Below are 23,933 nucleotides of genomic sequence, written 5' to 3' on the forward strand. Positions count from 1 at the left end.
TTGCTTAATATCAGTCTTTAATCTTGCCGATGCTATCAATTTCTTCCTTGATTTTCATGTTGTCCAGCTTCTCAATAGGCAGCGCCGCAAACAGTTTGATGCGATTTTCAAGATAGCCTGCAATCTTGCGGAAAGCAGCTAGTTTCTCTTCATCTGTACCTTCTACAGCCGCTGGGTCTTCAACACCCCAATGGGCTGTCATCGGTTGCCCAGGCCAGTATGGGCAAACTTCTCCAGCAGCGTTATCACATACGGTAAAAACAAAGTCTAGAAAGGGTGCGCCTTCAACTGCGAATTCATCCCAGCTTTTGCTGCGCAAGCTCTCAATTGATAAGCCTCTGGCTTCAAGTAATTTAAGCGCAAATGGATTCACCTTGCCATTTGGGTGGCTGCCAGCACTGTAAGTTTTAAATTTGCCTTTACCCCAGTGCCCCATGAGTTTTTCAGCCAGAATGCTGCGCGCAGAGTTGCCAGTGCAAAGAAAAAGTACGTTGTAGATTTTTTGTTCCATTTATGCGGATTCCTGAGTTTGATTTGCTGCGGGAGGACAGCAGAGTTTTTGAGTGACACAATCATCACTAGAGTTCTGGCAGCAGTTCTCAGTCAGGTAGCCAATTAATCCATTCATCATGTTGTAATTAGCTTTGTACAAAATGGTGGTGCCTTTACGCTCTGTAGTTGCTAAATCTGCATGGCGCAACTGCTGTAGATGAAATGAGAGCGTGGCATTGGGGACACCCAGCTTTTCGCCAACAGCGCCAGCAGCCATGCCTGCCGCCCCTGCCTGTACTAGCAGGCGAAATATATCCAGGCGTGTTTCTTGTGCAAGCGCATCTAGCGCTGCAACAGCAATCAATTTTTCCAAATCTAACTCCTTTTGCTTGTATTAATTATTTGTCTTTCTATATTTCCATATTTATGGAAATATATGCACTTGTCAAATTAAATTTTGTTGAAAGTGAATAATGAGTGCGCAATGTGAAGTAATAGTAAAAGGGGCGAGCAATCAAAACATTGGCTTTTTTGAGCGCTATCTCACGGTTTGGGTATTTATCTGTATTGCCGTTGGTATTGCATTGGGTCATTACATGCCAAAGGCTTTTGTTGTCTTGGGGGAGATGAAAGTCGCTGAGGTTAATTTGCCAGTAGCAGTTTTAATCTGGCTGATGATTATCCCCATGCTGCTTAAAATTGATTTTCACGCGCTTTCAGGTGTAAAGCAGCATTGGAAGGGCATAGGGGTGACGCTTTTTATCAACTGGGCAGTTAAGCCTTTCTCAATGGCATTCTTGGGCTGGTTATTTATTCGTGTGATTTTTCATGATTGGTTACCAGTCGAGCAGATTGATTCATACATTGCCGGCTTGATATTGTTAGCTGCCGCACCATGCACTGCCATGGTGTTTGTCTGGAGTAACTTGACTGACGGCGAGCCACATTTCACGCTTAGCCAGGTGGCGCTCAATGATTTGATTATGGTGTTTGCGTTCGCGCCAATTGTCGCCTTGCTGCTCGGTTTGTCATCAATCACGGTGCCGTGGGAAACCTTGTTTTTATCAGTGCTGCTTTACATCGTGATCCCTATTGTGATGAGCCAACTACTGCGTGCGCTATTAATTTCACAAGGTAATGAGGATGCCCTTAAGCCCCTACTTAAGGTGTTACAACCGCTATCACTGAGTGCCTTACTCGCTACTTTGGTTTTGCTTTTTGGCTTTCAAGGGAAACAAATTATTGGCCAGCCTGCAGTCATTGCAATGTTGGCTGTGCCGATTTTGATACAGGTCTATTTCAACTCAGGTTTGGCATACTGGCTAAATCGAAAGTTTGGCGTGGCGCATTGTGTAGCCGGCCCATCTGCCTTGATTGGCGCCAGCAATTTCTTTGAGCTTGCAGTTGCCGCGGCTGTTAGTCTGTTTGGCCTGAACTCAGGGGCAGCTTTAGCCACGGTGGTAGGGGTTTTGATTGAGGTACCAGTGATGCTATCGGTCGTTAAAATAGTCAACCAATCCAAAGGATGGTATGAAAAAGCATGATGGAATTGAGGTGATAACCTGGCCGAAAATAAAAAAGGCCATCACAAATCTGTGATGGCCTTTTTATACGGCTGAATCTAGCTTTTGGCTTTAGCTGTTTTTGGCTTGGCCTTTGTGGCTGATACCACTTCAACTTTTACTTCTGCAGTTTTCTTTATTGCGGGTGTTTTAGCAGCAGGTTTATCTTCTACTTTTTTACCCTTCGCTTTTTTACCTGCACTATCTTTTTCTTTAATGGCATGCATTTTTTTACGCCATTCTTGCAGATTTCCATCTTCAATCTCTAGCTGTATGGCCAGTGCTAGATCAACACTTACCTTGTCTTTCTCAAGCCTGCGCGGTAATTTCCCACCCATTCTTGATAAGAGACGTTCTTTCTCTTCTTCTGATAGCGTTTTAATCTTGTCTAAATATTCTGGATTGCTTAGTTTCATTCTCAAACCCCGAAACACAATGTTGTGAACACGTGAGTTTATAGCAATATGTTTTTTTTATGCATGACCTTTTTGTGACAAAAATATTGCTGTTTTTACTTTCACAAATTTAAGCCGTCTAAAGCTGAATATAGGCCAAGATTATTCCTTGTTAACAGCGCTGCCATGCTTGGTAAATTTTAGCTGCTTGAGGTCGTAGCCCTGAGTTTTTGCAACTGCCATGGCACGTTCTAATTCAGTTTTATTTAAATCTGGTGTTCTTGAAAGTATCCACAGATATTTGCGGTTGGGGTTAGCCACCACTGCCCATTGATAATCTTCATCTAAGCCGATTACCCAATAGTCGGCGCGAAAAGGCCAGAAGAAAGATACCTTGAGTTGCGATGTGCTGATTGGGCTAGCTTGCCAAGTTTTGCCTTTCGCTTGGTCAAATCCATCTTTGGTTCTGCAGCGATTCGTGACGTCAATTTCACCCTTAGTATCTAGCGAATATTCTGCCGTGGTGTCACCAATACAATTTCTCTGGAAAAACATCGGAAATGCAGCTATTTCATACCACTTTCCTACATAGCGATTAATATCGAGGGTGGTTACGCTGGTGACATCTGGCTGATCTGCCCGAGCTAAACAGCAGCAAAAGACAATTGCAAAGAAACTGAGCAGATGTGGGATGGGTTTCATATGAAATAGATGCTTAACCAAGTTTTGGTTGATTCTGTTTTGATCGCTAAGGGCTCACACAAATAAAAATGGCCCAATTAAGGGCCATTTTATGGGATTCTGTTAGTTGCTAAGCTACAGCAATATCAGATAAGCAATTAAGCCTTCTGGATATTAGAAGCTTGTTTACCTTTAGCACCCTCTGTCACGTCAAAAGTAACGCGTTCATTTTCTTTCAAACTCTTGTAACCGCTATCAACGATTGCAGAGAAATGTGCGAATAAATCGTCACCACCACCATCAGGAGTAATGAAACCAAAACCTTTAGAATCATTAAACCATTTAACTATACCTGTTGCCATTATATTACTTTCATACTTTTAAAAGGGAGGCACCCTGAAAGTCTGCTTACCAAATTCATAAGCCCATAGACTTAAAAACTGAAATAACCAAACGCCTTATTGGCTTTGTACGTACAAATCAACACAAAGTCAAGCATTATTATGCTGATTGCTTAATTAAACTTGCGCGCCTATACTGCGCGGACGTCTAAATTGCATTGACCTAATTCAAATAATGCAAAACATGCACTACTGGTCTTGTGTATTCCGCACTGAATTCCCTCTGATTTACTACACCTCAAAACTCTATGAGATTGTTGCTTCATCATGGTAACAAAAACTTATTGGAGAAATATCCTTGGCAAAAGAAGAGCTTATAGAAATGAATGGTGTGGTGATGGAAGTGCTGCCCGATTCGCGCTTTCGAGTGACCTTGGATAACGGTCACAATCTGGTTGCATATACGGGTGGCAAGATGCGTAAAAACCATATCCGAATTTTAGCGGGTGATAAGGTTACTTTGGAGTTGTCACCTTATGACATCAACAATGGCCGTATTACTTTCAGGCACATTGAATCAAAAGCTGCTTTTACTCCGAGACGTCGAACTTACTGATTATGAGTGTTTGTAATTAAGTAATGCTCGTTAATTGATAAAAAGGGCTCACTCAATATATTGAGTGAGCCCTTTTTAGTGGGTGGCTAAGTTAAATTCAGCCTGAGTCTGATCTTAGTCTAGACCAATCTGGTAAACCTCTTCCTGATTACCCACCACTTTGCCAGTCACAGCATCTACTTCTACTTCCCACTCTTTGCCATCTTTTGTCTTGATGTCGAATTCGTAAGAAGGGTCGCCATCAGCTTCTATCTTGAATTCGCTTTCTACAACTTCACCAGCGTGTAATGCCAGCGCAATCTTTTTTGCCTCTTCAACAGTGATTTTTGCTTTGGCTTTAAATGCAGGGTCGCTTGCATCTACAACTTCAAGATTTATCTCTAGTATCTTTCCTGTTTTGGCATCTACTTCCACTTCCCATTCTTTGCCGTCAGCACCTTTGATATCGAACTCGTAAATAGCCTTGCCATTATCCAACTCGGCTTCAAGAGAGATCACGTCGCCTGGGTACTTCGCTAAAGCAGCTTTCATGGCGGTTTCTAACTTTCCTGTGAATTTTTCAGCTGCAAAAGCTGGGTTTATCACAAATAAACCGGCAATAATTGCTGCGATTGATGTTTTATACATGGCAATATCCTATCTTGTGGTTTAAAAATTGGCTGGCATTATCTATAAATGCCCAATGAGGCTATTCTAGGTTTTGCCCGGTAAATTGTAAATAAAGTGTTGATTATTATAGGTAATTAATTTTAATTTTGGCTGCATGTAACCAGTGTTGGTTGTCGACAGCCAATACTGTGGGAAAAATGCAGTACCTAATGGCGGTAGAAATAACTTGTCGATATATCAAATACCCATAAACTGAATAGATAAAGTTTCATAATGGTGCACGCGCACCACAACTAAGTGAACATTGACGTTTTTTATGGTGGCAATTGAAAATGATTCTGAAGTTTAATTTAATTATTTCATGGCATTAACGAATTTTATTTCTCAATGGCATAGCTATTGCTTTTGCCTGTAAAGCGTAATGTTAACTTGAGTCAATTATGCTCCGAGTTTTACTGGTAGATAACCATGCGGAGCGTGCAGCTCCACTCACTCAATTGTTATCAGATGCAGGGTATAACGTGATTGGGCGTTTGTCTGATACGGCAAACTTACATGATGCAGTGAGTGCCTTGCAGCCCGATGTAGTGATTATAGATACAGAGTCGCCCAGCAGAGATACGCTGGAGCACTTGATTGTGATGAATTCGAATGCACCGCGGCCGATTGTGATGTTTACGCATGATGGCGATAGAGACAAGATTCGAGAGGCTACAAAAGCAGGTGTAAGTGCTTATGTGGTCGGTGGTTTAGCAGGTGATCGGTTGAGGCCGATTATGGATGCGGCGATAGCAAGATTTGAAGAATTTAAAAGTTTGCGTCTTGAGTTAAATGAGGCAAACAGCAAGCTGAGTGAGCGCAAGGTGGTAGAAAAAGCCAAAGGCTTACTCATGAAGCAGCGTGGCATTAGCGAAGATGAAGCATATGGCATGTTGCGAAATATGGCGATGAAACAGAACATACGCTTGGCAACGTTAGCCGAGCAAGTGGTACAAGCAGCAAAGTTGCTGTTTTAAGATTTAGAAGTTTGGAACGGTGATCTCTACCCAACGGCGGGAGAAGAAATCACAGCAAAGAAATAATTAAAATTTTAGTAATTAGTAATAAAGAACTAGTAGTACACAAGCAATAACGAGCCAGTGCTGGCTCACCGGACAAAGGCGTCCTTGCTGCGAAATTTATTTCGTAAGCAGGACGCCTTTTTTATTTTGTGTTTTGAGACTTAGGAGTAACACATGAGTACCAATGAAAAAGATGTAGCGCAAAAAAGCTTTGCTACCGAAAAAGTGGTAACCCCTGATAACAGCCGCCGCAATTTTTTCCGTGCAAGTGCTGGCGCATTGGGTGCCTCTGTTTTGATGGGCATGGTGCCTGAGCAGGTTCGCAATAATGCATGGGCCGCAGGCACTGATGCCCCTGAAATCAAAGAAGTGAAAATTGGCTTTATCCCGTTAACTGACTGTGCGCCAATTGTTGTCGCTGCCGAAATGGGCTTCGACCAGAAATACGGCATCAAGATTGTGCCTTCAAAAGAAGCTTCGTGGGCAGGTGTTCGCGACAAAGTAGTCAACGGTGAATTGCACGCAGCCCACGTTCTGTATGGCCTGGTGTACGGCGTGCAAATGGGCATTGGTGGCATGCAAAAAGACATGGCCGTGCTCATGAGCCTGAATAATAACGGTCAAGGCATTACGCTAGCCAATCAGATAAAAGACAAGGGCGTGGTCGATGGCCCAACGCTTAAACGTCTACTGGATAATGAAAACCGCGACTTTACTTTCGCGCAGACTTTTCCTACTGGTACCCATGCCATGTGGCTTTATTACTGGCTGGCCGCAAATGGCATTAACGCCATTAAAGATGTCAAAACCATTGTAGTGCCACCACCACAGATGGTTGCCAATATGCGTATCGGCAATATGGATGGCTACTGTGTGGGTGAGCCATGGGGTGCACGTGCAATTTACGACAAAGTGGGCTTCACTGTCGCAACTTCACAAGACATTTGGGTCGATCACCCAGAAAAAGTACTAGGCACAACCGCCGAGTTTGTCGCTAAGAACCCGAATACTACCCGCGCCATGATGTTGGCTGTGCTTGAAGCTTGCCGCTACATTGAAGCGACTGCCAACCGTCCAGCTGTTGCCAAGCTGATTGCTGGTAAATCTTATGTTAATGCGCCTGAAGAGGTGATTGAAGGCCGTTTCCTCGGTCATTACGACAATGGCAATGGTAAAAAATGGGAAGACTCTAACTTCATGAAATTCTTCAACGATGGCAAGGTGAATTTCCCTTACCTCTCAGACGGCATGTGGTTCCTTACCCAGCATAAACGCTGGGGTCTGTTGAAAGACGACCCAGACTATTTGGCGATTGCTAAAAAAGTAAACCAGATCGACCTATACACCCAAGTCGCTAGCCAACTTGGCATCAGCGTGCCTAAAGACCCAATGCGTAGCAGTAAGTTGATGGATGGCGTTGTTTGGGATGGCAAAAATCCAAAAGCTTATGCAGCTGGCTTCAAGATTAAAGCCTGAGTCTCATCTTAATAAGGAAATTAAACGATGACTACTATTTCACTCAATCAAGAAAGTGTGGCAACGCTCATGCAAGCTGATGATGCAAAGCTTGAGTCTGTGATTCAAGCTTCCGTAAAAGCTGAAGTCAAGACTCCAGTGCCAACAACGCCTAAAAAACCAGGCATGCTGGCGCTAAAAAGCAGGGAGTTTTTTCAGTGGATTATTCCGCCAATGTTTGGCATCGGGCTCTTATTGGTTGTCTGGACGGTGATTGCGCACCAATCGCCCAATCTGCCTGGCCCAGTGTCTACATGGCATTCAGCAGTTCAATTGTTCAGCCATCCGTTTTATGACAATGGTCCTAATGACAAAGGCATAGGCTGGAATATCGTGGCCTCACTAGAGCGTGTTGGCCTAGGTTTTGGTCTCGCAGCGTTGGTCGGGATTCCCATGGGTTTCATCCTCGGCCGCTTTGAATTCATGTCTCGCATGGCAGCCCCGATTATTGGCCTGCTACGTCCAGTCTCGCCTTTAGCTTGGCTGCCGATTGGCCTGCTGGTATTCAAGATGGCTAACCCTGCGGCAATCTGGGTGATTTTCATTTCTGCCATCTGGCCGATGATTATCAATACCGCAGTTGGTGTAAGCAAGGTACCGCAAGACTATATGAATGTGGCCAAGGTGCTCAATCTCTCAGAATGGAAGATCGTGACCAAGATTCTGTTCCCTTTCGTATTGCCTTACATGATGACTGGTGTACGTCTTTCTATCGGTGTGGCCTGGCTGGTGATTGTGGCAGCTGAGATGCTCACAGGCGGCGTAGGCATTGGCTTCTGGGTGTGGGATGAATGGAACAACCTGAATGTTGAGCACATCATCATCGCCATTTTTGTAGTGGGTATTGTCGGCTTCATGCTTGAGTTCCTGCTGCTATCAATCGCTAAACGCTTTAGTTACGAATAAGGAGCACACCATGGAAAACAAGACACAAGACACTCCTGTCACTACAAAACCAGTGGCTGAGAGATATGTCCAGCTTGAAAACGTCAACATGACTTTCGTCACTAAAAAAGGCACGTTTGAAGCGCTGCGCAATGTCGATTTCAGCATTCAGGAAGGCGAATTCATCTCGATTATTGGCCATTCTGGATGCGGTAAATCTACCGTTCTGAACCTGATTGCGGGCTTACTAAATCCAACTGATGGCAATATTTTCTGTGCTGGTCGTGAAGTGGCAGGCCCAGGGCCAGAGCGCGCAGTAGTGTTTCAGAACCATTCTTTACTGCCATGGTTGAGTTGCTTTGAGAATGTCTATCTTGCCGTTGAGCGTGTATTTGGCGCGACTGAAAAGAAAGAGGCTTTGACCGCAAGAACCAAAGCCGTGCTTGAGTTGGTCGGTTTAACACACGCCATCGACAAGCGCCCCAACGAAATTTCAGGTGGTATGAAGCAGCGTGTGGGTATTGCCCGTGCCTTGGCAATGGAACCTAAAGTATTGCTGCTGGACGAGCCATTTGGCGCGCTGGATGCCTTGACGCGTGCCCATCTGCAAGATGAGTTGATGGGCATCATGGCGAAATCTGGCTGTACCGCAGTGATGGTGACACATGATGTAGATGAGGCAGTTTTACTCTCGGACCGCATCGTCATGATGACCAATGGCCCAGCCGCCACAGTCGGTGAAATCCTCAGTGTTGATCTGGCGCGCCCAAGAAAACGTCTGGAGCTGGCTGAAGATCGTGATTACAACCATCTACGCAGTGAAGTGCTCAAGTTCTTGTATGAGCGCCACGCAAAAAAGGCAGCATAAAAAGTAAAAAGGCCCGTCGGTCAGGACGGGCCCGCAACTCAATGTAGCAATAAAGATACACCAAATTACTAGTCACCCTTAATCGCTAAAAAAAGGAGTAACACCGTGCAAGCTAATATGAGATTTACCCTACGTCAAGTGACATTGTCTTTGCTGATTGGCACCGCTGTAGTGAGTGCCAGTGTTCATGCGGAAGAGAGTGCCCCCTTACCTGAGTACACGTTTATGGATGCCATCAAAACTGGTAAGAATCTAACCAGCTTCAGGCTGCGTTATGAGAATGTGCAGCAAGATGGTAATGCGCCAGCACCTTTTGCTACCAGACCGCTTGAAGATGCTAATGCATTTACCTTGCGCAGTTTGATTGGCTGGCAGACCGCGCCTTATCATAACTTCAGTTTTGCTGCGCAGATTATCAACGTAGCAAAACTGGATGATGACTTTAACGACAGCACCAACGGCACGCTGATCAATGCTGCATCTAACCAGCCTAACAAGGCGCAGTACGCCAAAGTGGTAGATCCAGACATCACCGACATCAACCAGCTTTATGTCGATTGGACTGGCATTAGAAATAATCGCGTACGTGCAGGTCGTCAGCAGATTATCTTGGATAACTCACGCTTTATTGGTGACATTGGTTTCCGTCAGGATATGCAGGTATTCGACGGCGTATCTGTGCTCAGCAAATCAATTCCAGACACTGAAGTGTATGTAGCTCATCTTGAATCGGTTCGGCAAATCAATACAAAAACCCGCACTGATGGTGCGCTCGAAGTTGCTAACGTTCGCTATCGTATTTCTCCTACCGAGTTCCTAATTGGCTACGGATACTTTTCAAGTTTTGATGATCTGGGTATGGGCAATGCATGGTTTGGCGCAGGTGCTTTGAATAATGCGGGCAAGCCTAATATCGCAGCTAATCAATCCAACAAAGTATTGGGTGTGCGTCTGGATGGTATCCATCCATTCAACCCAAACCTAAGAGCGCTGTACACCGCAGAATATGCCAAGCAGGACAACTACTCTGGCGGCGATTCACGGATTGATGCGGATTACTACAAACTGGGCGGCGGCGTGGGCATTGATAACTTTTCGATTCGTCTCGATCAAGAATTACTCTCTAGCAACAATGGCCTGTACGCATTTCAAACCCCATTTGGTACCAACCATTTATTCCAAGGCTGGGTAGATAAATTCCTGGCAACACCTAAAGAAGGCATTAAAGACACCTTTATCACCGGTACATACAAATACGGCGATTTCCTGTTTTTCGCTGATTACCACGTCTTCAATTCTGATGTCGATTTCGTCAAAGCCACTGGCGGCAAGGGTGACCGCTACGGTACGGAGTGGAATGCGGCTGCTACTTATAATTACAGCAAAAACATCATGACCAAGCTCGAATACGGCGAATATTCAGAAGATGACCAATATCTAGCCACCGCTAGTCGTATTCGCGATACCAAGAAGCTTTGGCTCACTGCGATGTATACATTCTAAGTCACGCCCAGAAGATGAACGGAGCTCCCTCATGAACAAAGGTAAGGTTTATTTAATAGGCGCTGGCCCTGGTGATACAGAGCTGATCACCATCAAAGCGGTGAATGCATTGGCATTAGCGCAAGTGGTACTGATTGATGATCTGGTCAATCGTGCACTGCTGGCTTATGCGCCTAATGCCCGCGTGATAGAGGTGGGCAAGCGTGGCGGATGTAAATCAACACCGCAGCACTTTATCAACCGCATGATGATTGCGCTGGCGGAACAAGGCCAGGTTGTCGCAAGACTTAAAGGTGGCGATCCGTTTCTGTTTGGCCGTGGTGGTGAAGAGATGCTGGCGCTGCAAGGCGCTGGTATTGCTGTAGAGATCGTGCCTGGCATCACCAGTGGTATTGCCGTGCCCGCCAGTATCGGTATTCCTGTCACTCACCGTGAATATACGCATGGCGTGACTTTCGTGACTGGCCATACACAAGATGAAGAAAGCCCGAATTGGTCTGCATTGGCGGCTACAGGCACAACGCTAGTGATTTATATGGGCATCAAGCATTTGCCAGAAATCGTGAGCGATTTATTGAAAGCAGGAATGCCCGCCAATACTCCAGTCGCGGCGATCCAGCATGGCACGCTGCCCGAGCAGCAGCATATTGTCAGCACACTAGACATGTTACCGATGGCCGTGAAGCAAGCTGGTTTAGCTAGCCCTGCCATTATCGTGGTGGGCGATGTCGTCAGATTAGCAAAGGCTAATCACCAAGAGATAGAGACACAATTCGCTGAACATCTCGCGGCTTAAATCCAAGCAAATAAAGAGATATTTATGAAAGAAAAGCTGGAGTAGAACATGCAAAAAATGAAATTAGTGGTAGTTGGCAATGGCATGGCAGGTATGCGAGTGGTTGAAGAGCTGCTCAAAATAGCGCCTGACCTCTATGACATCACCGTCTTTGGCGATGAGCCGTACCCGAATTACAACCGCATTATGCTGTCGCCCGTGTTGGCGAATGAACAGACGATAGACGACATTATCCTCAATACGCGTGAGTGGTATGCCGAACACAATATCACCCTGCATACCAATGCGCGCGTAGATAGAATTTATCGTGAAAGCCGCGTGGTATATGCCGAAGACGGCACCAGCGCACCTTATGATCGCCTGCTCATTGCCACTGGTTCCAAGCCATTTATGCTGCCTATCCCGGGTGCTGAGCTAACAGGTGTGATTGGCTATCGTGATATTAAAGATACCAACGATATGATCGCAACCGCCAAAAAGCACAAGCATGCAGTAATCATCGGCGGTGGCTTGCTAGGGCTTGAAGCGGCCAATGGGCTCAAGATTCAAGGCATGGAAGTTACAGTCATCCACAAAAATGACTGGCTGCTCGAACGCCAACTCGACAAAACCGCAGGCAAGATGCTGCAACTTTCCTTAGAAGCTAAAGGCCTTAAATTTGTGCTGAATGCCAATACCAAACAGCTGATTGGGCATGAGTCAGGCGAAGATCAGGGACGTGTGAAAGCCGTTCAACTAGATGATGGCACTGAGCTGTCAGCAGACTTAGTAGTGATGGCAGTTGGTATTCGGCCCAATTATGCACTAGCCGAATCAGCAGGCATTTATTGCAATCGCGGCATTGTGGTGAATGACACCATGCAGACCTATGATCCGCGTGTTTATGCTGTGGGCGAATGTGTTTCGCATCGCGGCACTTCATATGGCTTGGTTGCGCCATTATTTGAGATGGCCAAGGTTTGCGCGACCCATCTCGCGAACTTTGGCATTGGCCTATACAAGGGTTCTGTCACTTCCACCAAGCTTAAAGTTACAGGCATTGATCTTTTCTCCGCGGGCGACTTTAGCGGCGGCGAAGACACTGAAGAAATCGTATTGCACGATGCTGTCGGTGGCGTCTATAAAAAGCTCATCATCAAAGACGACAAGATCATCGGTAGCGTGCTGTATGGTGATACTGCGGATGGTGCCTGGTATTTCCAGATGCTGCGCGACCGCAAGCCGATTCATGAAATTCGCGACATGCTGATGTTTGGTGAAGATAGTCTGGGTAATACAGGGCACTCAGGGCAAGACAAAGCTGCGGCGATGACTGATGAGATGGAAGTCTGCGGCTGTAACGGCGTATGCAAAGGCACGATTGTTAAAGCCATTAAAGAAAAGGGCCTGTTCACGATTGATGATGTGAAGAAACAGACCAAAGCGGCTTCAAGTTGCGGTTCTTGCACTGGTTTGGTTGAGCAGATTCTGGCTTCAACCCTGGGTGGCGGCTATGCACCGCCATCCACCAGTAAAGTCGTGTGTGGCTGCACCGATAAAAACCACGAAGAAGTGCGTGCAGAAATCCGCCAGCACAAATACCTGAATATTCCAGATGCGATGAAAGGCATGAGTTGGCGCACGCCTAACGGTTGTGCCACTTGCCGACCAGCCCTTAACTACTATTTGCTTTCCACCTGGCCGCACGAAGCGGTGGATGATCCGCAATCACGGTTCATCAATGAGCGTGTACACGCCAATATCCAGAAAGATGGTACTTACTCGGTGATTCCCCGCATGTATGGCGGCGTTACGACGCCAGACCAGTTACGCAAGATCGCTGATGTGGCAGATAAATATGCGGTGCCTATGGTGAAAGTCACAGGCGGTCAACGTATCGACTTGCTGGGTGTTAAAAAGGAAGACTTGACCAGCATGTGGGCTGATCTGGATATGCCTTCTGGCTATGCCTATGCCAAAGGTTTGCGGACCGTAAAAACTTGCGTTGGCTCTGAATTTTGCCGCTTTGGTACGCAAGATTCCACCAAGCTAGGTATCGAAATCGAAAAAGCCTTTGACCACATGTGGGCACCGCACAAAGTTAAATTCGCAGTCTCAGGTTGCCCACGTAATTGTGCTGAATCAGGTATCAAGGATGTGGGCATCATCGGCGTTGATTCAGGCTGGGAGCTTTATGTAGGTGGCAACGGCGGTATCAAAACTGAAGTAGCGCAATTTCTCTGCAAAGTAAAAACGGCGGAAGAAGTCATTGAGTATTCTGGCGCGTTTATCCAGATTTATCGTGAAGAAGCGCGCTATCTAGACCGCACCGTGCACTGGATACATCGCGTTGGTCTGGATTACGTCAAACAACGTGTACTGGACGATGCTGAAGGTCGCAAAGCTGCATTTGAACGCTTGTTGTATGCGCTTCAAGGCGCTACCAACCCTTGGGCTGAGCGTGTGGAAAAACGCAGCGAGCACAAAGAATTCGACATCATTTCAGTCACGGCTTGAACAGACCAGCTTAACGAGAAAAATGTAATGAGGAATCAATATGAGTAGCTGGATAAAAATTGTCCCACTTGGCGACATCCCAAAACTGGGTTCGCGTGTCGTACGCAGTAGCAAAGGCGATATTGCCGTATTCCGCACAGAAGATGACAAGGTGTTCGCCTTGCACGATAAATGCCCGCACAAGGGTGGGCCACTTTCGCAAGGCATTGTCTATGGCGATAAAGTCGCTTGCCCGCTACATTCGTGGCAAATTCACCTGGCTGATGGCCATGCCGTGGAGCCTGATGAAGGCCAAACTGCCTGCTTTGCCGTGAAGGTAGAAGATGGCAGTGTGTACCTTGAGATTTAAGTGTTAGGAATATCAGTGTCGGCAATACCAATTCAAGCAAAAGAAGTTAAATCCACCTGCTGTTACTGCGGTGTTGGTTGCGGTGTGCTGATTCAAACCGAGCAGGGCAGAATCACTGGGGTGCGCGGCGACCCCGATCACCCAGCCAACTTCGGGCGTTTATGTACCAAGGGTTCCACGCTACACCTATCTACCAGACCTGAAGCACGCTTGCTTTATCCTGAGCTACGTCGCAACCGTACTGACGTGAGGCAACGTGCAAGTTGGGATGAGTCGCTGGATTACGTCGCTGAACGGTTTGCGGCCATCATCCGCGAGCATGGCCCAGATGCGGTGGCTTTCTATATTTCAGGCCAGCTGCTGACCGAAGATTACTATGTGTTCAACAAGCTGGCGAAAGGCTTGATTGGCACGAACAACGTCGATACCAACTCCCGCCTTTGCATGTCATCCGCGGTCAGTGGTTATAAGGCCACATTAGGCGCGGATGCGCCACCTGCCTGTTATGAAGATATCGACCATGCGGCCTGCTTGTTTATCGCTGGCTCAAATACAGCCTACGCGCACCCGATTTTGTATCGCAGGATTGAAGACGCCAAAGCCAAAAACCCAGAGATGAAGATCATCGTGGTTGACCCACGGCTGACTGACACTGCGCAATCGGCGGATTTACATCTAGCCATTCTGCCCGGCACCGATGTCGCGCTCTTCAACGGCATGCTGCATGTCATGCTGTGGGAAGGCTTGCTGGATATGGCTTACATCAATGCCCATACAGAAGGCTTTGAGGCGCTGAAAAACACAGTCCGCGAATACACCCCAAAGATGGTGGCTGATATTTGCGGCATCAAAGAAGCAGACATCATTACCGCTTCCAAATGGTTTGGCGCTGGTCCTACGCTTTCTATGTACTGCCAGGGGCTGAATCAATCCACCAGCGGCACTGACAAGAATGCTGCGCTAATCAATCTCCATCTGGCGACAGGGCAGATCGGCAAGCCAGGCGCAGGCCCATTCTCCTTGACTGGTCAGCCCAATGCCATGGGTGGACGCGAAGTTGGCGGCATGGCTAATCTGCTTTCAGGCCATCGCGATCTGGCTAACCCCGAGCACCGCGCTGAGGTGGCGAAGTTATGGGGCATAGAAAGCGTGCCCGAGCAGCCAGGCAAAACCGCGGTAGAAATCTTCAAGGCTATTGGCGATGGCAGTATTAAAGCAGTCTGGATTGCCTGTACCAATCCAGCACAATCAATGCCAGATTTAAGCAGTGTTTTAGCGGCATTGGACAAAGCCGAGTTAGTCGTGCTGCAAGAAGCGTTTCAGGGCACAGAAACTACAAGTTATGCTGATGTCATATTGCCTGCCAGTAGCTGGGGGGAAAAAGAAGGCACGGTGACTAATTCCGAGCGCCGTATTACGCACTTGAATCCAGCAGTAACGCCACCTGTTGAGGCACGTCATGATTGGGAAATCGCCACCGACTTTGCCCTCAGGTTAGGCCGCTTGCTCGACACAACCAAAGATGCAGCCAAGCTATTCCCCTATACCCGTCCAGAACATATTTTTAACGAACACCGCGAAACAACGCGTGGTCGTGACCTTGATATTACGGGCATCAGCTATGGCTTGTTAGATGAATCTGGGCCGCAGCTATGGCCGTTTCCCGAAGGCAGTGATACTGGTGTGAAGCGCCTGTATACCGATGGCATATTTCAGAAAGAAAACGGTAAAGCGCAGTTTGTTAACACCATTTATAAATCTACCGCTGAAAAAACCGATGCACGACATCCTTTGCATTTGACCACTGGCAGGCTGCGTGACCAGTGGCATGGCATGAGCCGCACAGGCACAGTAGCGCAGTTGTTTAACCATGCGGAAGAACCCATTATTTCCATGAATCTGGGCGATATGAAACGTCGCTCGATTGAAGCTGGCAGCTTGGTAAAAGTCAGCAATAAACGAGGTAGTTTGATATTGCGAGCGCAGCCATCAGACGAAATGATGCCAGCCCAAACCTTTATCCCCATGCACTGGGGCAGCCAGTTTATGAATTGCCTTGGCAGTAATGCGCTCATGCCTAGTGCATTTGATAAAACTTCGAAACAGCCCGAGCTAAAACATGCGGCCATCAAGATTGAAAAGGTCGAGCTACCATGGCAAATGATGGTGATGCGCGTTTGCCATGATCTGCATCTGCTACAAAATATCCGCACATTGCTCAAGCACTTTGACTACGCCAGCTGTGGTCTCTATGGCCGTGGCGATGGCATGGTGATTCTACGCGCCAGCCACAATGTCACTCCAGATGACGGCATTATTCAGCAACTGGATGAAATGCTGGGCATGACAGAAGGTATGCCGATGCTTAATTACAACGATTCCAAACGTGGTATTTCCAAGCGCATTCTGGTAGAAAATAAACAGGTGACGGGTGTGCGTTTGATTGGTGAAATCCTCGCTGCAGAATGGCTACGCGAAGTGATGACCCAAGGTGAGTTCACTGAGCAGTTACACCTCTGGGCACTTGCACCGCTAAGTACTCCGCCAACTGGCAATGGCAGTCGCGGCAAGATTATCTGCAATTGCGTGGACGTTGCAGAAAATACAATTGTCGACAATATCGCTCGTGGCGCTGATTTGATTACCTTGAAAAACAAACTCAAATGCGGCACTGAATGCGGCTCATGCGTACCAGAGTTGAATCGGCTAATTAAATTACATGCGCCAGCAATATCAAAATTTAATGATTGAACAGTTTGATCCCTGCCAGCTTAGCTAAACAGGTTTCGCGGATGATCTTCACTAGATCCTGTGCGTATGGCTGGGTGATGGTTTCCTGCTTGCCAACGGCGTAGAGCCTGGACCACAGGCCTTTTTTAGTGATGGCTTTTTCGATCACATATTCATGTTCCACATAACTTTGTATACCCCAGCTCGGCAAGGCAGCGATGCCTCGGTGGCTGGCGACAAGCTGCATGATGGCCACAGTCAGTTCCGACGTGCGTCGTTTGAATGCAATCTCGGCGGGCTTCAATACATGGCGTATGACATCAATACGTTCTTCTGGCACTGGATAGGTAATCAAGGTTTCATTGGCAAAGTCTTTGGCCTGCAGATAGGGCTTGGCATGTAGTGGATGATCTGGAGCCAGCACTGCCATAATCTCAAATTCGAACAGGGGCGCATGGTGCAGCTCCTGCATGTTTTGCGGCAAGCCGCCGATGACAAAATCGGCTTTGGCTTCATGCAATAAACGCCATGGGTCGCTGTGGAAGCCAGCGACTAAATCAATCTCGATTTCGGGCCATGCTCGCCGAAAGCTATCCATCACTGGCGTCAGCCAATCAAAACAAGTATGGCATTCCAATACGATACGCAGCTCGCCAGACTGACTAGCTTTGAGACGCTCCAAGTCACGCTCAGCCTGTGCCGTGGCTTCAAGCACCAGATCAGCCAGCTTCAGTAATCGTTCACCCGCTGGTGTGAAGCGCAGACCATGAGCAGTGCGTAGGAATAGCTTGATCTGGTAATCCTCTTCCACTGCACGTATCTGATGCGACAGCGCAGATTGCGTGAGGTGCACGCGCGCAGCGGCAGTACCGAGCTTGCCAGTTTCTGCGATTGCCTTGAGGGATTTAAGTTGCCGTATGTCTATCATGATATTAATTTTATTCAAGTAAACTGTAAAAAAACTCGCTTTATTAATTAAAGCATAGCATGCAAACTGCGCCATCTTAATTTTAGATGGATAGAATCATGGCAATTGCACACATATTGGGTTACCCGCGCATCGGCGAGAAACGCGAATTAAAATTTACGCTGGAGTCTTTCTGGAAAAACGAAAGCAGCGAACTGGTATTGCATCAAACAGGTTGCGAGTTGCGCAAAACCAACTGGCAGAAACAGCAAGATGCAGGGCTGGAATTTATCAGTGCTGGTGACTTTTCTTACTACGACCATGTGTTGGATCACAGCGTTTTATTTAGCGCTACCCCAACTCGTTTTGGATTTAAAGGTAAAGCTTTAACGCAACAAGATTACTTTGCGTTAGCCCGCGGCAATGCTGACCAGCCAGCGCAGGAAATGACCAAATGGTTTGATACCAATTACCATTACCTAGTACCAGAATTTGGGCCAGAAACCGAGTTTCTGATCAATGCTCATGAATTTCTCTCACAGATAGATGAAGCGATTGCCACAGGCGCAAAAGTCAAACCCAATTTGCTAGGGCCAGTCTCGTTTCTCTATCTTGGAAAAAGCCGTGCCGCAGATTTTGACCGACTTAGCCTGCTACCAGCTTTGTGTGCGGAGTATGCAGTGTTGCTCAACGAACTTACTTATCGCGGTATTGAATGGGTACAAATTGATGAGCCTGCACTGGGACTGGATCTAGACCAGCAATGGCTAGATGCGTACAAAGATGCCTATGCCCGCATTCGTAACAATCGCCCCAAGCTGTTGCTGACCACTTATTTTGAAAGTGTGGCGCGTTACGCCCCCAACATTACCGCGCTGCCTGTGGATGGCATTCATATCGACTTGGTACGCGCGCCAGAACAGCTCGGTGTTTGGCTGGCAGTCTTACCATCGCATTGGGTGCTTTCAGCGGGTGTTATAGACGGACGCAACATCTGGCGCAACGATCTGGAAAATACGCTGGAGACATTAATTCCCGTTGAAAAAAAGTTGGCTGATCGCCTGTGGATTGCTCCCTCATGTTCTCTCGTTCATGTGCCCGTCACGCTAACGCATGAGCAAAATCTGGATGCTGAGATTAAGCCATGGCTGGCGTTTTCTGATGAAAAACTGCAGGAGCTGAATGTATTGCAGCAGGCATTAACGCATGGAAAAGAAAGTGTTAAAGAGTCGCTTGCAGCATCAAGTAATGCAATTTTATCTAGACGACTTTCAACGCGGGTACATGATAAAAAAGTGAGCGAACGACTCAGCAAGATTAATACAATATCGCCTGAAAGAACCAGCAGTTTTGTGCAACGCAGCACTCTGCAAAAACAGCGTCTTAATTTGCCTTTGCTACCAACTACCACCATAGGCTCATTCCCGCAGACTACGGACATTCGTGCTTCACGCTCAGCATTCCGCCGCAGTGAAATCAGCGCATCCGATTACCAAGCCATCATCCAGAAAAACATCCGCAATGCCATCGAACAGCAATTGCAGTTGGATATTGATGTGCTGGTGCATGGCGAGGCCGAACGCAACGACATGGTGGAATATTTCGGTGAGCAGCTTGCAGGCTATACATTCAGCCAAAATGGCTGGGTACAAAGCTATGGCTCACGCTGCGTGAAACCGCCGATTATTTATGGTGATGTTTATCGTCCTGCTGCAATGACCGTTGAAGAAGCGCGCTATGCACAATCACTTACCACGCGGCCTGTGAAAGGCATGCTGACGGGGCCTGTGACCATGCTGCAATGGTCATTCGTACGCGATGACCAGCCGCGTGATCAAACCGCACTGCAACTGGCTTTGGCTATTCGGGACGAAGTGGATGATCTGCAAAAAGCAGGTATTGCAATTATTCAGATCGATGAGCCAGCACTGCGTGAAGGCTTGCCTTTGCAGGCGGGAAAGTGGGCAGATTATCTGGCTTGGGCGGTGCGCGCTTTCAAGTTGTCGGCCAGCGTGGCAGACGACAGCACGCAGATACATACCCACATGTGCTATGCCGAGTTCAACGACATTCTGCCCTCTATCGCCAACATGGATGCAGACGTGATTACCATTGAGACTTCGCGTTCAGCAATGGAACTACTTGATGGCTTTGGTGAGTTTAAATATCCGAATGAGATTGGGCCAGGCGTCTATGACATTCATTCGCCCAGAGTACCTTCGGTTGAAGCCATGGAGAAACTCATGGAGCGGGCTTTGCAGGTGATTCCAGCAGACAGGCTCTGGGTAAACCCCGACTGCGGCCTGAAAACGCGCGGCTGGCCAGAAACGATAGAGGCTCTAAAAAACATGGTGCAAACAGCCAAAAATCTGAGGTTGAAGCTCGTATAAACTTAGCATGGTCTGCTAGGCATATATGTCTACATTGTTACCTAGGTTTGAGTCCGAGCTGGATTTTTGGGTGGATGGGTTCGACTCAGTGTTATCAGCGGCAGGTTTAGTGCTGGATGAATTTTTAGGCTGACTCAACTGGGCAATTTGAGCTTCTAACGAAGCAATCCTGGCTTGAATGATCTGTGCCTGTGTAGTGGCAACCTTGGCATCTTGAGATTTTACGGCTGCCGCTAATTGTTTTTGTGCTTCAGCCAGTTGTTTTTGCAATTCTGCAATTTGAGACGCCGAGCCGCCACCAGATGAAGTGGAGCTTGTATTGCTTATGGATGAAATCATGATATTTATCCTACAGTTAATCTTGTTTAATCTATATCGGCAATAGAAGCTCCTTTATTGAGTTCGGATAACTTAGCTAATAAAATATCAAAGATATATATGGTTTAAATAGCTATATTATTCAATGAGGTATTGATTAATTTCATACATTTTGTGCTCTGAGTCTTTACCTAGTTTTACATTGGGTAAGCTAAAATTGATCCAAGTGATTACTTTTAAGCCTGAATTTAAAGTGAAGCCAAACTAATAAAGCCGAGCATAAGAATTTATCTGCAATCTCTTTTGGGGAGCGATAGCAATGGGAATGACAACTTTAGTTGGTGCTATGCTAGGAGTTGTTGCTTGATAAAACCAATTACTTTTCTAAGGAGTTACCTATGGCAACTGGACAATATGATCTTTGTATAGATTTATGTAATAAATCCGCTCAAGCCTGTGATGCCTGCGTCGTAGCATGCCTAGGCGAAGAAAATGCGGCTTATCTGCGTGATGCCATTCTTGCAGCCACTGACTGTGCGGCGTTTTGTCGGCTAGCAGCTGGATTTATGGCGCGGGATAGCCAGATGCTTCAATTGATCTGTGAGGATTGTGCAGAAATCTGCATGGCATGCGCAGAGGAATGTGCCCAGCACCCAGCAGAACATTGCCAAGCGTGTGCAACAGCCTGTCGGAAATGTGCAGAGGAATGCTTGAAAATAGGTACAGCAAACCTCAGTTGATAAGCTCGTTAGATTTACTTAATTACCTGCTATAGCTCGGTGGCAGGCTGCAAAAAAGGCTTTAATAAACTGGATGTATAACAGGAGGTTAATATGAGCAGTTGTGACCATATCAATCAAATTGTGACGCGAACGCCCAATTCGGAGGGCTGCGAAGAATGCACAAAGATAGGCGATACGTGGGTACATTTAAGAACTTGCCTGGTCTGCGGGCATGTTGGGTGCTGTGACTCATCCAAAAATAAACACGCCACACGCCACTTCATGCAAACCCAGCATCCCATCATGGCATCAAAGGAACCTGGAGAGACTTGGGGATGGTGTTATGTAGACCAGAAATTATTCGATCCAATCTAGTTTGATAACTGGATTATTTTCTGTCGAAACAAACTCCATCAACCACTGCTAAACACGCTAATTGTTAGCCGCTAGATGTGTTGGTTGCCTCATGACGCTCACATCATCCATGCCAGAGTTGTTACCTTTCACCGTCACAATGTATTGAATATTCTGTTTTTCGCAATTGTGTACATTCCAACGCTCAACCACTTTGCCTGAAACCAGGCGGCCATCCACCAGTTTGGCATCATAGGAGCGGGAGATTAAAGAGGTCTGGATGTTCGAGAGATCAATGGTGCACTGACTGACCGTATCGTCGCCCATTTGCATCATCACTTCTTCCGCATAGCCTCCGCGGATGTAAGATGCATTTTTCTGAATAAGTTGCTGCTGGGAGCATGCTGATAATAGACCCGCAAGCACCAACAGACCCGTAGGTAATAGTGGAACAATTATGTTTTTCATTTCTAAGCTTTTCTGCAATGGGTGATTCGTGAATAGTCCTTTATGCTGAACTATTGGGTTTCATAAGATTCACGCATCGTTCTCCCATGATTGAATAACGCAGGAACCCAGACACAGGTTTACTTCAGCAATGATGTATTACTGAACGCGATATGCGGAAGAAGGCTTAAAAATAGCCAAGACCCACCTAAATCAAGACTCAGCTAAATATAAATGAGTTGGTTTAAGTGGGCCCAAGTGTCTGTTCACGGCCGTTAGCAGACATAAAATGTGATGACTTTGAGCTATGAACTTTCAATAGCTGTTTCAGTTTTTGGTTTTCTTCCAGGGCTTGGTTGTGGGATAGAGCCAGATACTCTGCTGCTAATCCCCTCAATTTTCACTCCCTCTACGAATCTCGTCACATTGCAGCTGATGACTGCGCCGCTTAATGAAAGGTCTCGAAGCTTGGACTTGACTGCAGCTAGAGAAAGTCCCGTTGCGGCAGCAATATCAATGTCCATCTTTTCGCCATTCTTGTTCAGGTATTCCAAGATTGTTTTCATACAAGACTCCGTTATTTAATCAATAGACCTCTGTGTTGAAGTCTTAGGCTTTGTTAAATAGTGCTACTACTATATGAGGCTAAGTATGGTTTTAACAAGAACCTCTTGATAAATTAGCGCCATTACCTATTGATTTCTTGCAAATCCAAGGCCGATACTCCTTTATGAAAGTCAGCAATTTGCACTTGCGAATGAACTAGCGCCCAGTTTGCAGTCCAACTTCTATCATGACCAACACAAAAAATAGCCTAGCTCCCCGTTTTTCGGTTCTCGATCTTTCCCCAATTGCAGAAGGCAGCACTGCTACACAATCTTTCAAGAATACCTTAGATCTCGCGCAGCATGCTGAACGTTGGGGTTACCATCGTTTCTGGCTTGCTGAACATCATGGCATGCCAGGCATTGCCAGCGCCGCGACATCCATCCTGATTGGTCATGTAGCAGCAGGCACAACTACTATTCGAGTGGGTGCTGGTGGAATCATGCTGCCTAACCACTCTCCATTGGTGATTGCGGAACAATTCGGTACTCTTGAATCCTTGTTTCCTGGGCGTATTGATCTCGGGCTTGGCCGTGCGCCAGGCTCAGACCAGATTACCGCACAGGCCTTACGACGTAACTTGGCATCGGATTCAGATGCATTCCCTCATGATGTCATGGAGTTGCTGGACTACTTCTCGCCTAATCCAAAGGGGCAAGTTAAAGCTGTGCCTGGCACAGGCCTGAATGTCCCGATATGGATACTTGGCTCTAGCCTGTATGGGGCTCAACTGGCAGCAGCGATGGGGCTACCTTATGCATTTGCCTCACATTTCGCGCCTGCCCAGATGATGCAAGCAATCGAGGTCTATCGTGAGACATTCCGCCCATCACAATATTTGGCTAAGCCACACGTTATGCTGGGTTTCAATGTGTTTGCGGCTGATACGGATGACGAAGCAGAGTTTCTGGCCTCATCAATGCAGCAGGCATTTATCAATCTACGCACTGGGCGCCCTTCAAAGCTACCGCCACCCATCTCAAATTTCTGGAACCAGATTGGCGGCGCAGAGCGTGCATTATTGAACCAGGTACTGTCGTGCTCTGCTATAGGTGCTAAAGAAAAAGTATTGGATGAGATCGCTGCCTTTGTTAACAGAACAGAGGCCGATGAATTGATGATTACGTCGCAGATATTCGATCATGCAGCACGCTTGCATTCTTACGAGATCACGGCGAAAGTCGCTACAGAAATGAGCGGGCAGGGCAATTCTGTTAAAGTTTAATAGCACTTGGAGTGACACAAGCCCGATACAATTTTAACAATGTTGGCTTGCTGAACAACTTAAAA

General features: G+C 46.8%; 25 protein-coding genes. 15 read left to right on the forward strand and 10 right to left on the reverse strand.

The features are described from left to right. Positions 1-10: 10 nt before the first annotated feature. Positions 11-511 carry an arsenate reductase ArsC gene (locus ZMTM_RS02020; RefSeq protein ID WP_221764681.1) on the reverse strand — a complete coding sequence of 167 codons (501 nt, stop codon included), beginning with the start codon at positions 509-511 and terminating at the stop codon, positions 11-13. Next, positions 512-865: an ArsR/SmtB family transcription factor gene (locus ZMTM_RS02025; protein WP_221764682.1), complete on the reverse strand. Its 354-nt coding sequence runs from the start codon at positions 863-865 to the stop codon at positions 512-514. A gap of 100 nt (positions 866-965) precedes the next feature. Between ZMTM_RS02025 and arsB the strand changes: the two genes are divergently transcribed. Then, on the forward strand, positions 966-2,036 hold the full coding sequence (gene arsB, locus ZMTM_RS02030; protein WP_221764683.1) for an ACR3 family arsenite efflux transporter: 1,071 nt from the start codon (positions 966-968) through the stop codon (positions 2,034-2,036). 77 nt (positions 2,037-2,113) lie between these two features. On the opposite strand, the gene ZMTM_RS02035 is transcribed toward arsB, so the two are convergent. From ZMTM_RS02035 to ZMTM_RS02045, 3 genes are all read right to left on the reverse strand, one after another. Continuing rightward, positions 2,114-2,470, reverse strand: a complete 357-nt coding sequence (locus tag ZMTM_RS02035; protein WP_225907061.1) for a hypothetical protein — start codon at positions 2,468-2,470, stop codon at positions 2,114-2,116. Positions 2,471-2,611: 141 nt separating this feature from the next. Beyond that, the gene (locus tag ZMTM_RS02040) at positions 2,612-3,151 is read right to left on the reverse strand and encodes a lipocalin family protein (RefSeq protein WP_221764684.1); all 540 of its coding nucleotides are present in this window, start codon (positions 3,149-3,151) and stop codon (positions 2,612-2,614) included. A gap of 137 nt (positions 3,152-3,288) precedes the next feature. Beyond that, a complete protein-coding gene (locus ZMTM_RS02045) occupies positions 3,289-3,492 on the reverse strand; it encodes a cold-shock protein (protein WP_221764685.1) in 204 nt (67 codons plus the stop codon). A gap of 337 nt (positions 3,493-3,829) precedes the next feature. On the opposite strand from ZMTM_RS02045, the gene infA reads away from it, so the two are divergent. After that, positions 3,830-4,087: a translation initiation factor IF-1 gene (infA, locus tag ZMTM_RS02050; RefSeq protein WP_221764686.1), complete on the forward strand. Its 258-nt coding sequence runs from the start codon at positions 3,830-3,832 to the stop codon at positions 4,085-4,087. Positions 4,088-4,201: 114 nt separating this feature from the next. On the opposite strand, the gene ZMTM_RS02055 is transcribed toward infA, so the two are convergent. After that, positions 4,202-4,714, reverse strand: coding sequence for a PepSY domain-containing protein (locus ZMTM_RS02055; protein WP_221764687.1), 513 nt, complete (start codon positions 4,712-4,714; stop codon positions 4,202-4,204). 422 nt (positions 4,715-5,136) lie between these two features. Between ZMTM_RS02055 and ZMTM_RS02060 the strand changes: the two genes are divergently transcribed. The 9 genes from ZMTM_RS02060 to ZMTM_RS02100 all read left to right on the forward strand — a co-directional run bounded on the left by ZMTM_RS02060 (position 5,137) and on the right by ZMTM_RS02100 (position 16,920). Beyond that, on the forward strand, positions 5,137-5,712 hold the full coding sequence (locus ZMTM_RS02060) for an ANTAR domain-containing response regulator (protein WP_221764688.1): 576 nt from the start codon (positions 5,137-5,139) through the stop codon (positions 5,710-5,712). A gap of 219 nt (positions 5,713-5,931) precedes the next feature. After that, the gene (locus ZMTM_RS02065; protein ID WP_221764689.1) at positions 5,932-7,233 is read left to right on the forward strand and encodes a CmpA/NrtA family ABC transporter substrate-binding protein; all 1,302 of its coding nucleotides are present in this window, start codon (positions 5,932-5,934) and stop codon (positions 7,231-7,233) included. Positions 7,234-7,260: 27 nt separating this feature from the next. Further along, positions 7,261-8,178 carry a nitrate ABC transporter permease gene (gene ntrB / locus ZMTM_RS02070; protein WP_221764690.1) on the forward strand — a complete coding sequence of 306 codons (918 nt, stop codon included), beginning with the start codon at positions 7,261-7,263 and terminating at the stop codon, positions 8,176-8,178. Positions 8,179-8,188: 10 nt separating this feature from the next. Continuing rightward, positions 8,189-9,025, forward strand: a complete 837-nt coding sequence (locus ZMTM_RS02075) for an ABC transporter ATP-binding protein (RefSeq protein WP_221764691.1) — start codon at positions 8,189-8,191, stop codon at positions 9,023-9,025. 105 nt (positions 9,026-9,130) lie between these two features. After that, on the forward strand, positions 9,131-10,528 hold the full coding sequence (locus tag ZMTM_RS02080) for a porin (RefSeq protein WP_221764692.1): 1,398 nt from the start codon (positions 9,131-9,133) through the stop codon (positions 10,526-10,528). 31 nt (positions 10,529-10,559) lie between these two features. Then, the gene (gene cobA, locus ZMTM_RS02085) at positions 10,560-11,324 is read left to right on the forward strand and encodes a uroporphyrinogen-III C-methyltransferase (RefSeq protein WP_221764693.1); all 765 of its coding nucleotides are present in this window, start codon (positions 10,560-10,562) and stop codon (positions 11,322-11,324) included. A 48-nt stretch (positions 11,325-11,372) separates the two neighbouring features. Continuing rightward, a complete protein-coding gene (nirB, locus tag ZMTM_RS02090) occupies positions 11,373-13,820 on the forward strand; it encodes a nitrite reductase large subunit NirB (protein ID WP_221764694.1) in 2,448 nt (815 codons plus the stop codon). A 40-nt stretch (positions 13,821-13,860) separates the two neighbouring features. Further along, positions 13,861-14,169, forward strand: a complete 309-nt coding sequence (gene nirD, locus ZMTM_RS02095) for a nitrite reductase small subunit NirD (protein ID WP_221764695.1) — start codon at positions 13,861-13,863, stop codon at positions 14,167-14,169. A gap of 15 nt (positions 14,170-14,184) precedes the next feature. Next, entirely contained in the window at positions 14,185-16,920 is a 2,736-nt protein-coding gene (locus tag ZMTM_RS02100) for a nitrate reductase (RefSeq protein ID WP_225907062.1), read from the forward strand. Here ZMTM_RS02100 and ZMTM_RS02105 read toward each other — a convergent pair. Next, complete coding sequence (locus ZMTM_RS02105; RefSeq protein ID WP_221765536.1) at positions 16,910-17,827, reverse strand: LysR family transcriptional regulator; 918 nt, start codon at positions 17,825-17,827, stop codon at positions 16,910-16,912. The two genes, ZMTM_RS02100 and ZMTM_RS02105, sit on opposite strands and share 11 nt — an antisense overlap. 98 nt (positions 17,828-17,925) lie before the next feature. Between ZMTM_RS02105 and metE the strand changes: the two genes are divergently transcribed. After that, the gene (metE, locus tag ZMTM_RS02110) at positions 17,926-20,196 is read left to right on the forward strand and encodes a 5-methyltetrahydropteroyltriglutamate--homocysteine S-methyltransferase (RefSeq protein WP_221764696.1); all 2,271 of its coding nucleotides are present in this window, start codon (positions 17,926-17,928) and stop codon (positions 20,194-20,196) included. Between the two features lie 15 nt (positions 20,197-20,211). Here metE and ZMTM_RS02115 read toward each other — a convergent pair whose 3' ends face one another. Next, a complete protein-coding gene (locus ZMTM_RS02115; RefSeq protein ID WP_221764697.1) occupies positions 20,212-20,535 on the reverse strand; it encodes a FlxA-like family protein in 324 nt (107 codons plus the stop codon). A 377-nt stretch (positions 20,536-20,912) separates the two neighbouring features. On the opposite strand from ZMTM_RS02115, the gene ZMTM_RS02120 reads away from it, so the two are divergent. Both ZMTM_RS02120 and ZMTM_RS02125 read left to right on the forward strand, forming a co-directional pair. Next, the gene (locus ZMTM_RS02120) at positions 20,913-21,254 is read left to right on the forward strand and encodes a four-helix bundle copper-binding protein (protein WP_221764698.1); all 342 of its coding nucleotides are present in this window, start codon (positions 20,913-20,915) and stop codon (positions 21,252-21,254) included. Positions 21,255-21,347: 93 nt separating this feature from the next. Next, the gene (locus tag ZMTM_RS02125; RefSeq protein WP_221764699.1) at positions 21,348-21,611 is read left to right on the forward strand and encodes a UBP-type zinc finger domain-containing protein; all 264 of its coding nucleotides are present in this window, start codon (positions 21,348-21,350) and stop codon (positions 21,609-21,611) included. A gap of 57 nt (positions 21,612-21,668) precedes the next feature. Here ZMTM_RS02125 and ZMTM_RS02130 read toward each other — a convergent pair whose 3' ends face one another. Further along, positions 21,669-22,058, reverse strand: a complete 390-nt coding sequence (locus ZMTM_RS02130) for a hypothetical protein (RefSeq protein WP_221764700.1) — start codon at positions 22,056-22,058, stop codon at positions 21,669-21,671. 284 nt (positions 22,059-22,342) lie between these two features. Further along, positions 22,343-22,603 (reverse strand): ArsR family transcriptional regulator, encoded by a 261-nt coding sequence (locus ZMTM_RS02135; RefSeq protein WP_221764701.1) that lies wholly within the window; start codon positions 22,601-22,603, stop codon positions 22,343-22,345. Positions 22,604-22,830: 227 nt separating this feature from the next. On the opposite strand from ZMTM_RS02135, the gene ZMTM_RS02140 reads away from it, so the two are divergent. Further along, complete coding sequence (locus ZMTM_RS02140) at positions 22,831-23,868, forward strand: LLM class flavin-dependent oxidoreductase (protein WP_221764702.1); 1,038 nt, start codon at positions 22,831-22,833, stop codon at positions 23,866-23,868. The last annotated feature ends 65 nt before the right edge of the window (positions 23,869-23,933 follow it).

The organism is Methyloradius palustris (genome assembly GCF_019703875.1).
GTDB classification, from domain to species: Bacteria; Pseudomonadota; Gammaproteobacteria; order Burkholderiales; family Methylophilaceae; genus Methyloradius; species Methyloradius palustris.

Excerpts from the sequence above, each read along its gene's own strand:
- ntrB (WP_221764690.1), top strand. The coding sequence starts at position 7,261 with ATGACTACTATTTCACTCAATCAAGAAAGTGTGGCAACGCTCATGCAA.
- nirD (WP_221764695.1), top strand. The coding sequence starts at position 13,861 with ATGAGTAGCTGGATAAAAATTGTCCCACTTGGCGACATCCCAAAACTG.
- ZMTM_RS02130 (WP_221764700.1), bottom strand. The coding sequence starts at position 22,058 with ATGAAAAACATAATTGTTCCACTATTACCTACGGGTCTGTTGGTGCTT.
- ZMTM_RS02115 (WP_221764697.1), bottom strand. The coding sequence starts at position 20,535 with ATGATTTCATCCATAAGCAATACAAGCTCCACTTCATCTGGTGGCGGC.
- ZMTM_RS02125 (WP_221764699.1), top strand. The coding sequence starts at position 21,348 with ATGAGCAGTTGTGACCATATCAATCAAATTGTGACGCGAACGCCCAAT.
- ZMTM_RS02140 (WP_221764702.1), top strand. The coding sequence starts at position 22,831 with ATGACCAACACAAAAAATAGCCTAGCTCCCCGTTTTTCGGTTCTCGAT.
- ZMTM_RS02060 (WP_221764688.1), top strand. The coding sequence starts at position 5,137 with ATGCTCCGAGTTTTACTGGTAGATAACCATGCGGAGCGTGCAGCTCCA.
- ZMTM_RS02135 (WP_221764701.1), bottom strand. The coding sequence starts at position 22,603 with ATGAAAACAATCTTGGAATACCTGAACAAGAATGGCGAAAAGATGGAC.
- ZMTM_RS02075 (WP_221764691.1), top strand. The coding sequence starts at position 8,189 with ATGGAAAACAAGACACAAGACACTCCTGTCACTACAAAACCAGTGGCT.
- ZMTM_RS02040 (WP_221764684.1), bottom strand. The coding sequence starts at position 3,151 with ATGAAACCCATCCCACATCTGCTCAGTTTCTTTGCAATTGTCTTTTGC.
- nirB (WP_221764694.1), top strand. The coding sequence starts at position 11,373 with ATGCAAAAAATGAAATTAGTGGTAGTTGGCAATGGCATGGCAGGTATG.
- ZMTM_RS02035 (WP_225907061.1), bottom strand. The coding sequence starts at position 2,470 with ATGAAACTAAGCAATCCAGAATATTTAGACAAGATTAAAACGCTATCA.
- ZMTM_RS02120 (WP_221764698.1), top strand. The coding sequence starts at position 20,913 with ATGGCAACTGGACAATATGATCTTTGTATAGATTTATGTAATAAATCC.
- ZMTM_RS02045 (WP_221764685.1), bottom strand. The coding sequence starts at position 3,492 with ATGGCAACAGGTATAGTTAAATGGTTTAATGATTCTAAAGGTTTTGGT.
- metE (WP_221764696.1), top strand. The coding sequence starts at position 17,926 with ATGGCAATTGCACACATATTGGGTTACCCGCGCATCGGCGAGAAACGC.
- ZMTM_RS02055 (WP_221764687.1), bottom strand. The coding sequence starts at position 4,714 with ATGTATAAAACATCAATCGCAGCAATTATTGCCGGTTTATTTGTGATA.
- cobA (WP_221764693.1), top strand. The coding sequence starts at position 10,560 with ATGAACAAAGGTAAGGTTTATTTAATAGGCGCTGGCCCTGGTGATACA.
- ZMTM_RS02105 (WP_221765536.1), bottom strand. The coding sequence starts at position 17,827 with ATGATAGACATACGGCAACTTAAATCCCTCAAGGCAATCGCAGAAACT.
- arsB (WP_221764683.1), top strand. The coding sequence starts at position 966 with ATGAGTGCGCAATGTGAAGTAATAGTAAAAGGGGCGAGCAATCAAAAC.
- ZMTM_RS02065 (WP_221764689.1), top strand. The coding sequence starts at position 5,932 with ATGAGTACCAATGAAAAAGATGTAGCGCAAAAAAGCTTTGCTACCGAA.
- ZMTM_RS02020 (WP_221764681.1), bottom strand. The coding sequence starts at position 511 with ATGGAACAAAAAATCTACAACGTACTTTTTCTTTGCACTGGCAACTCT.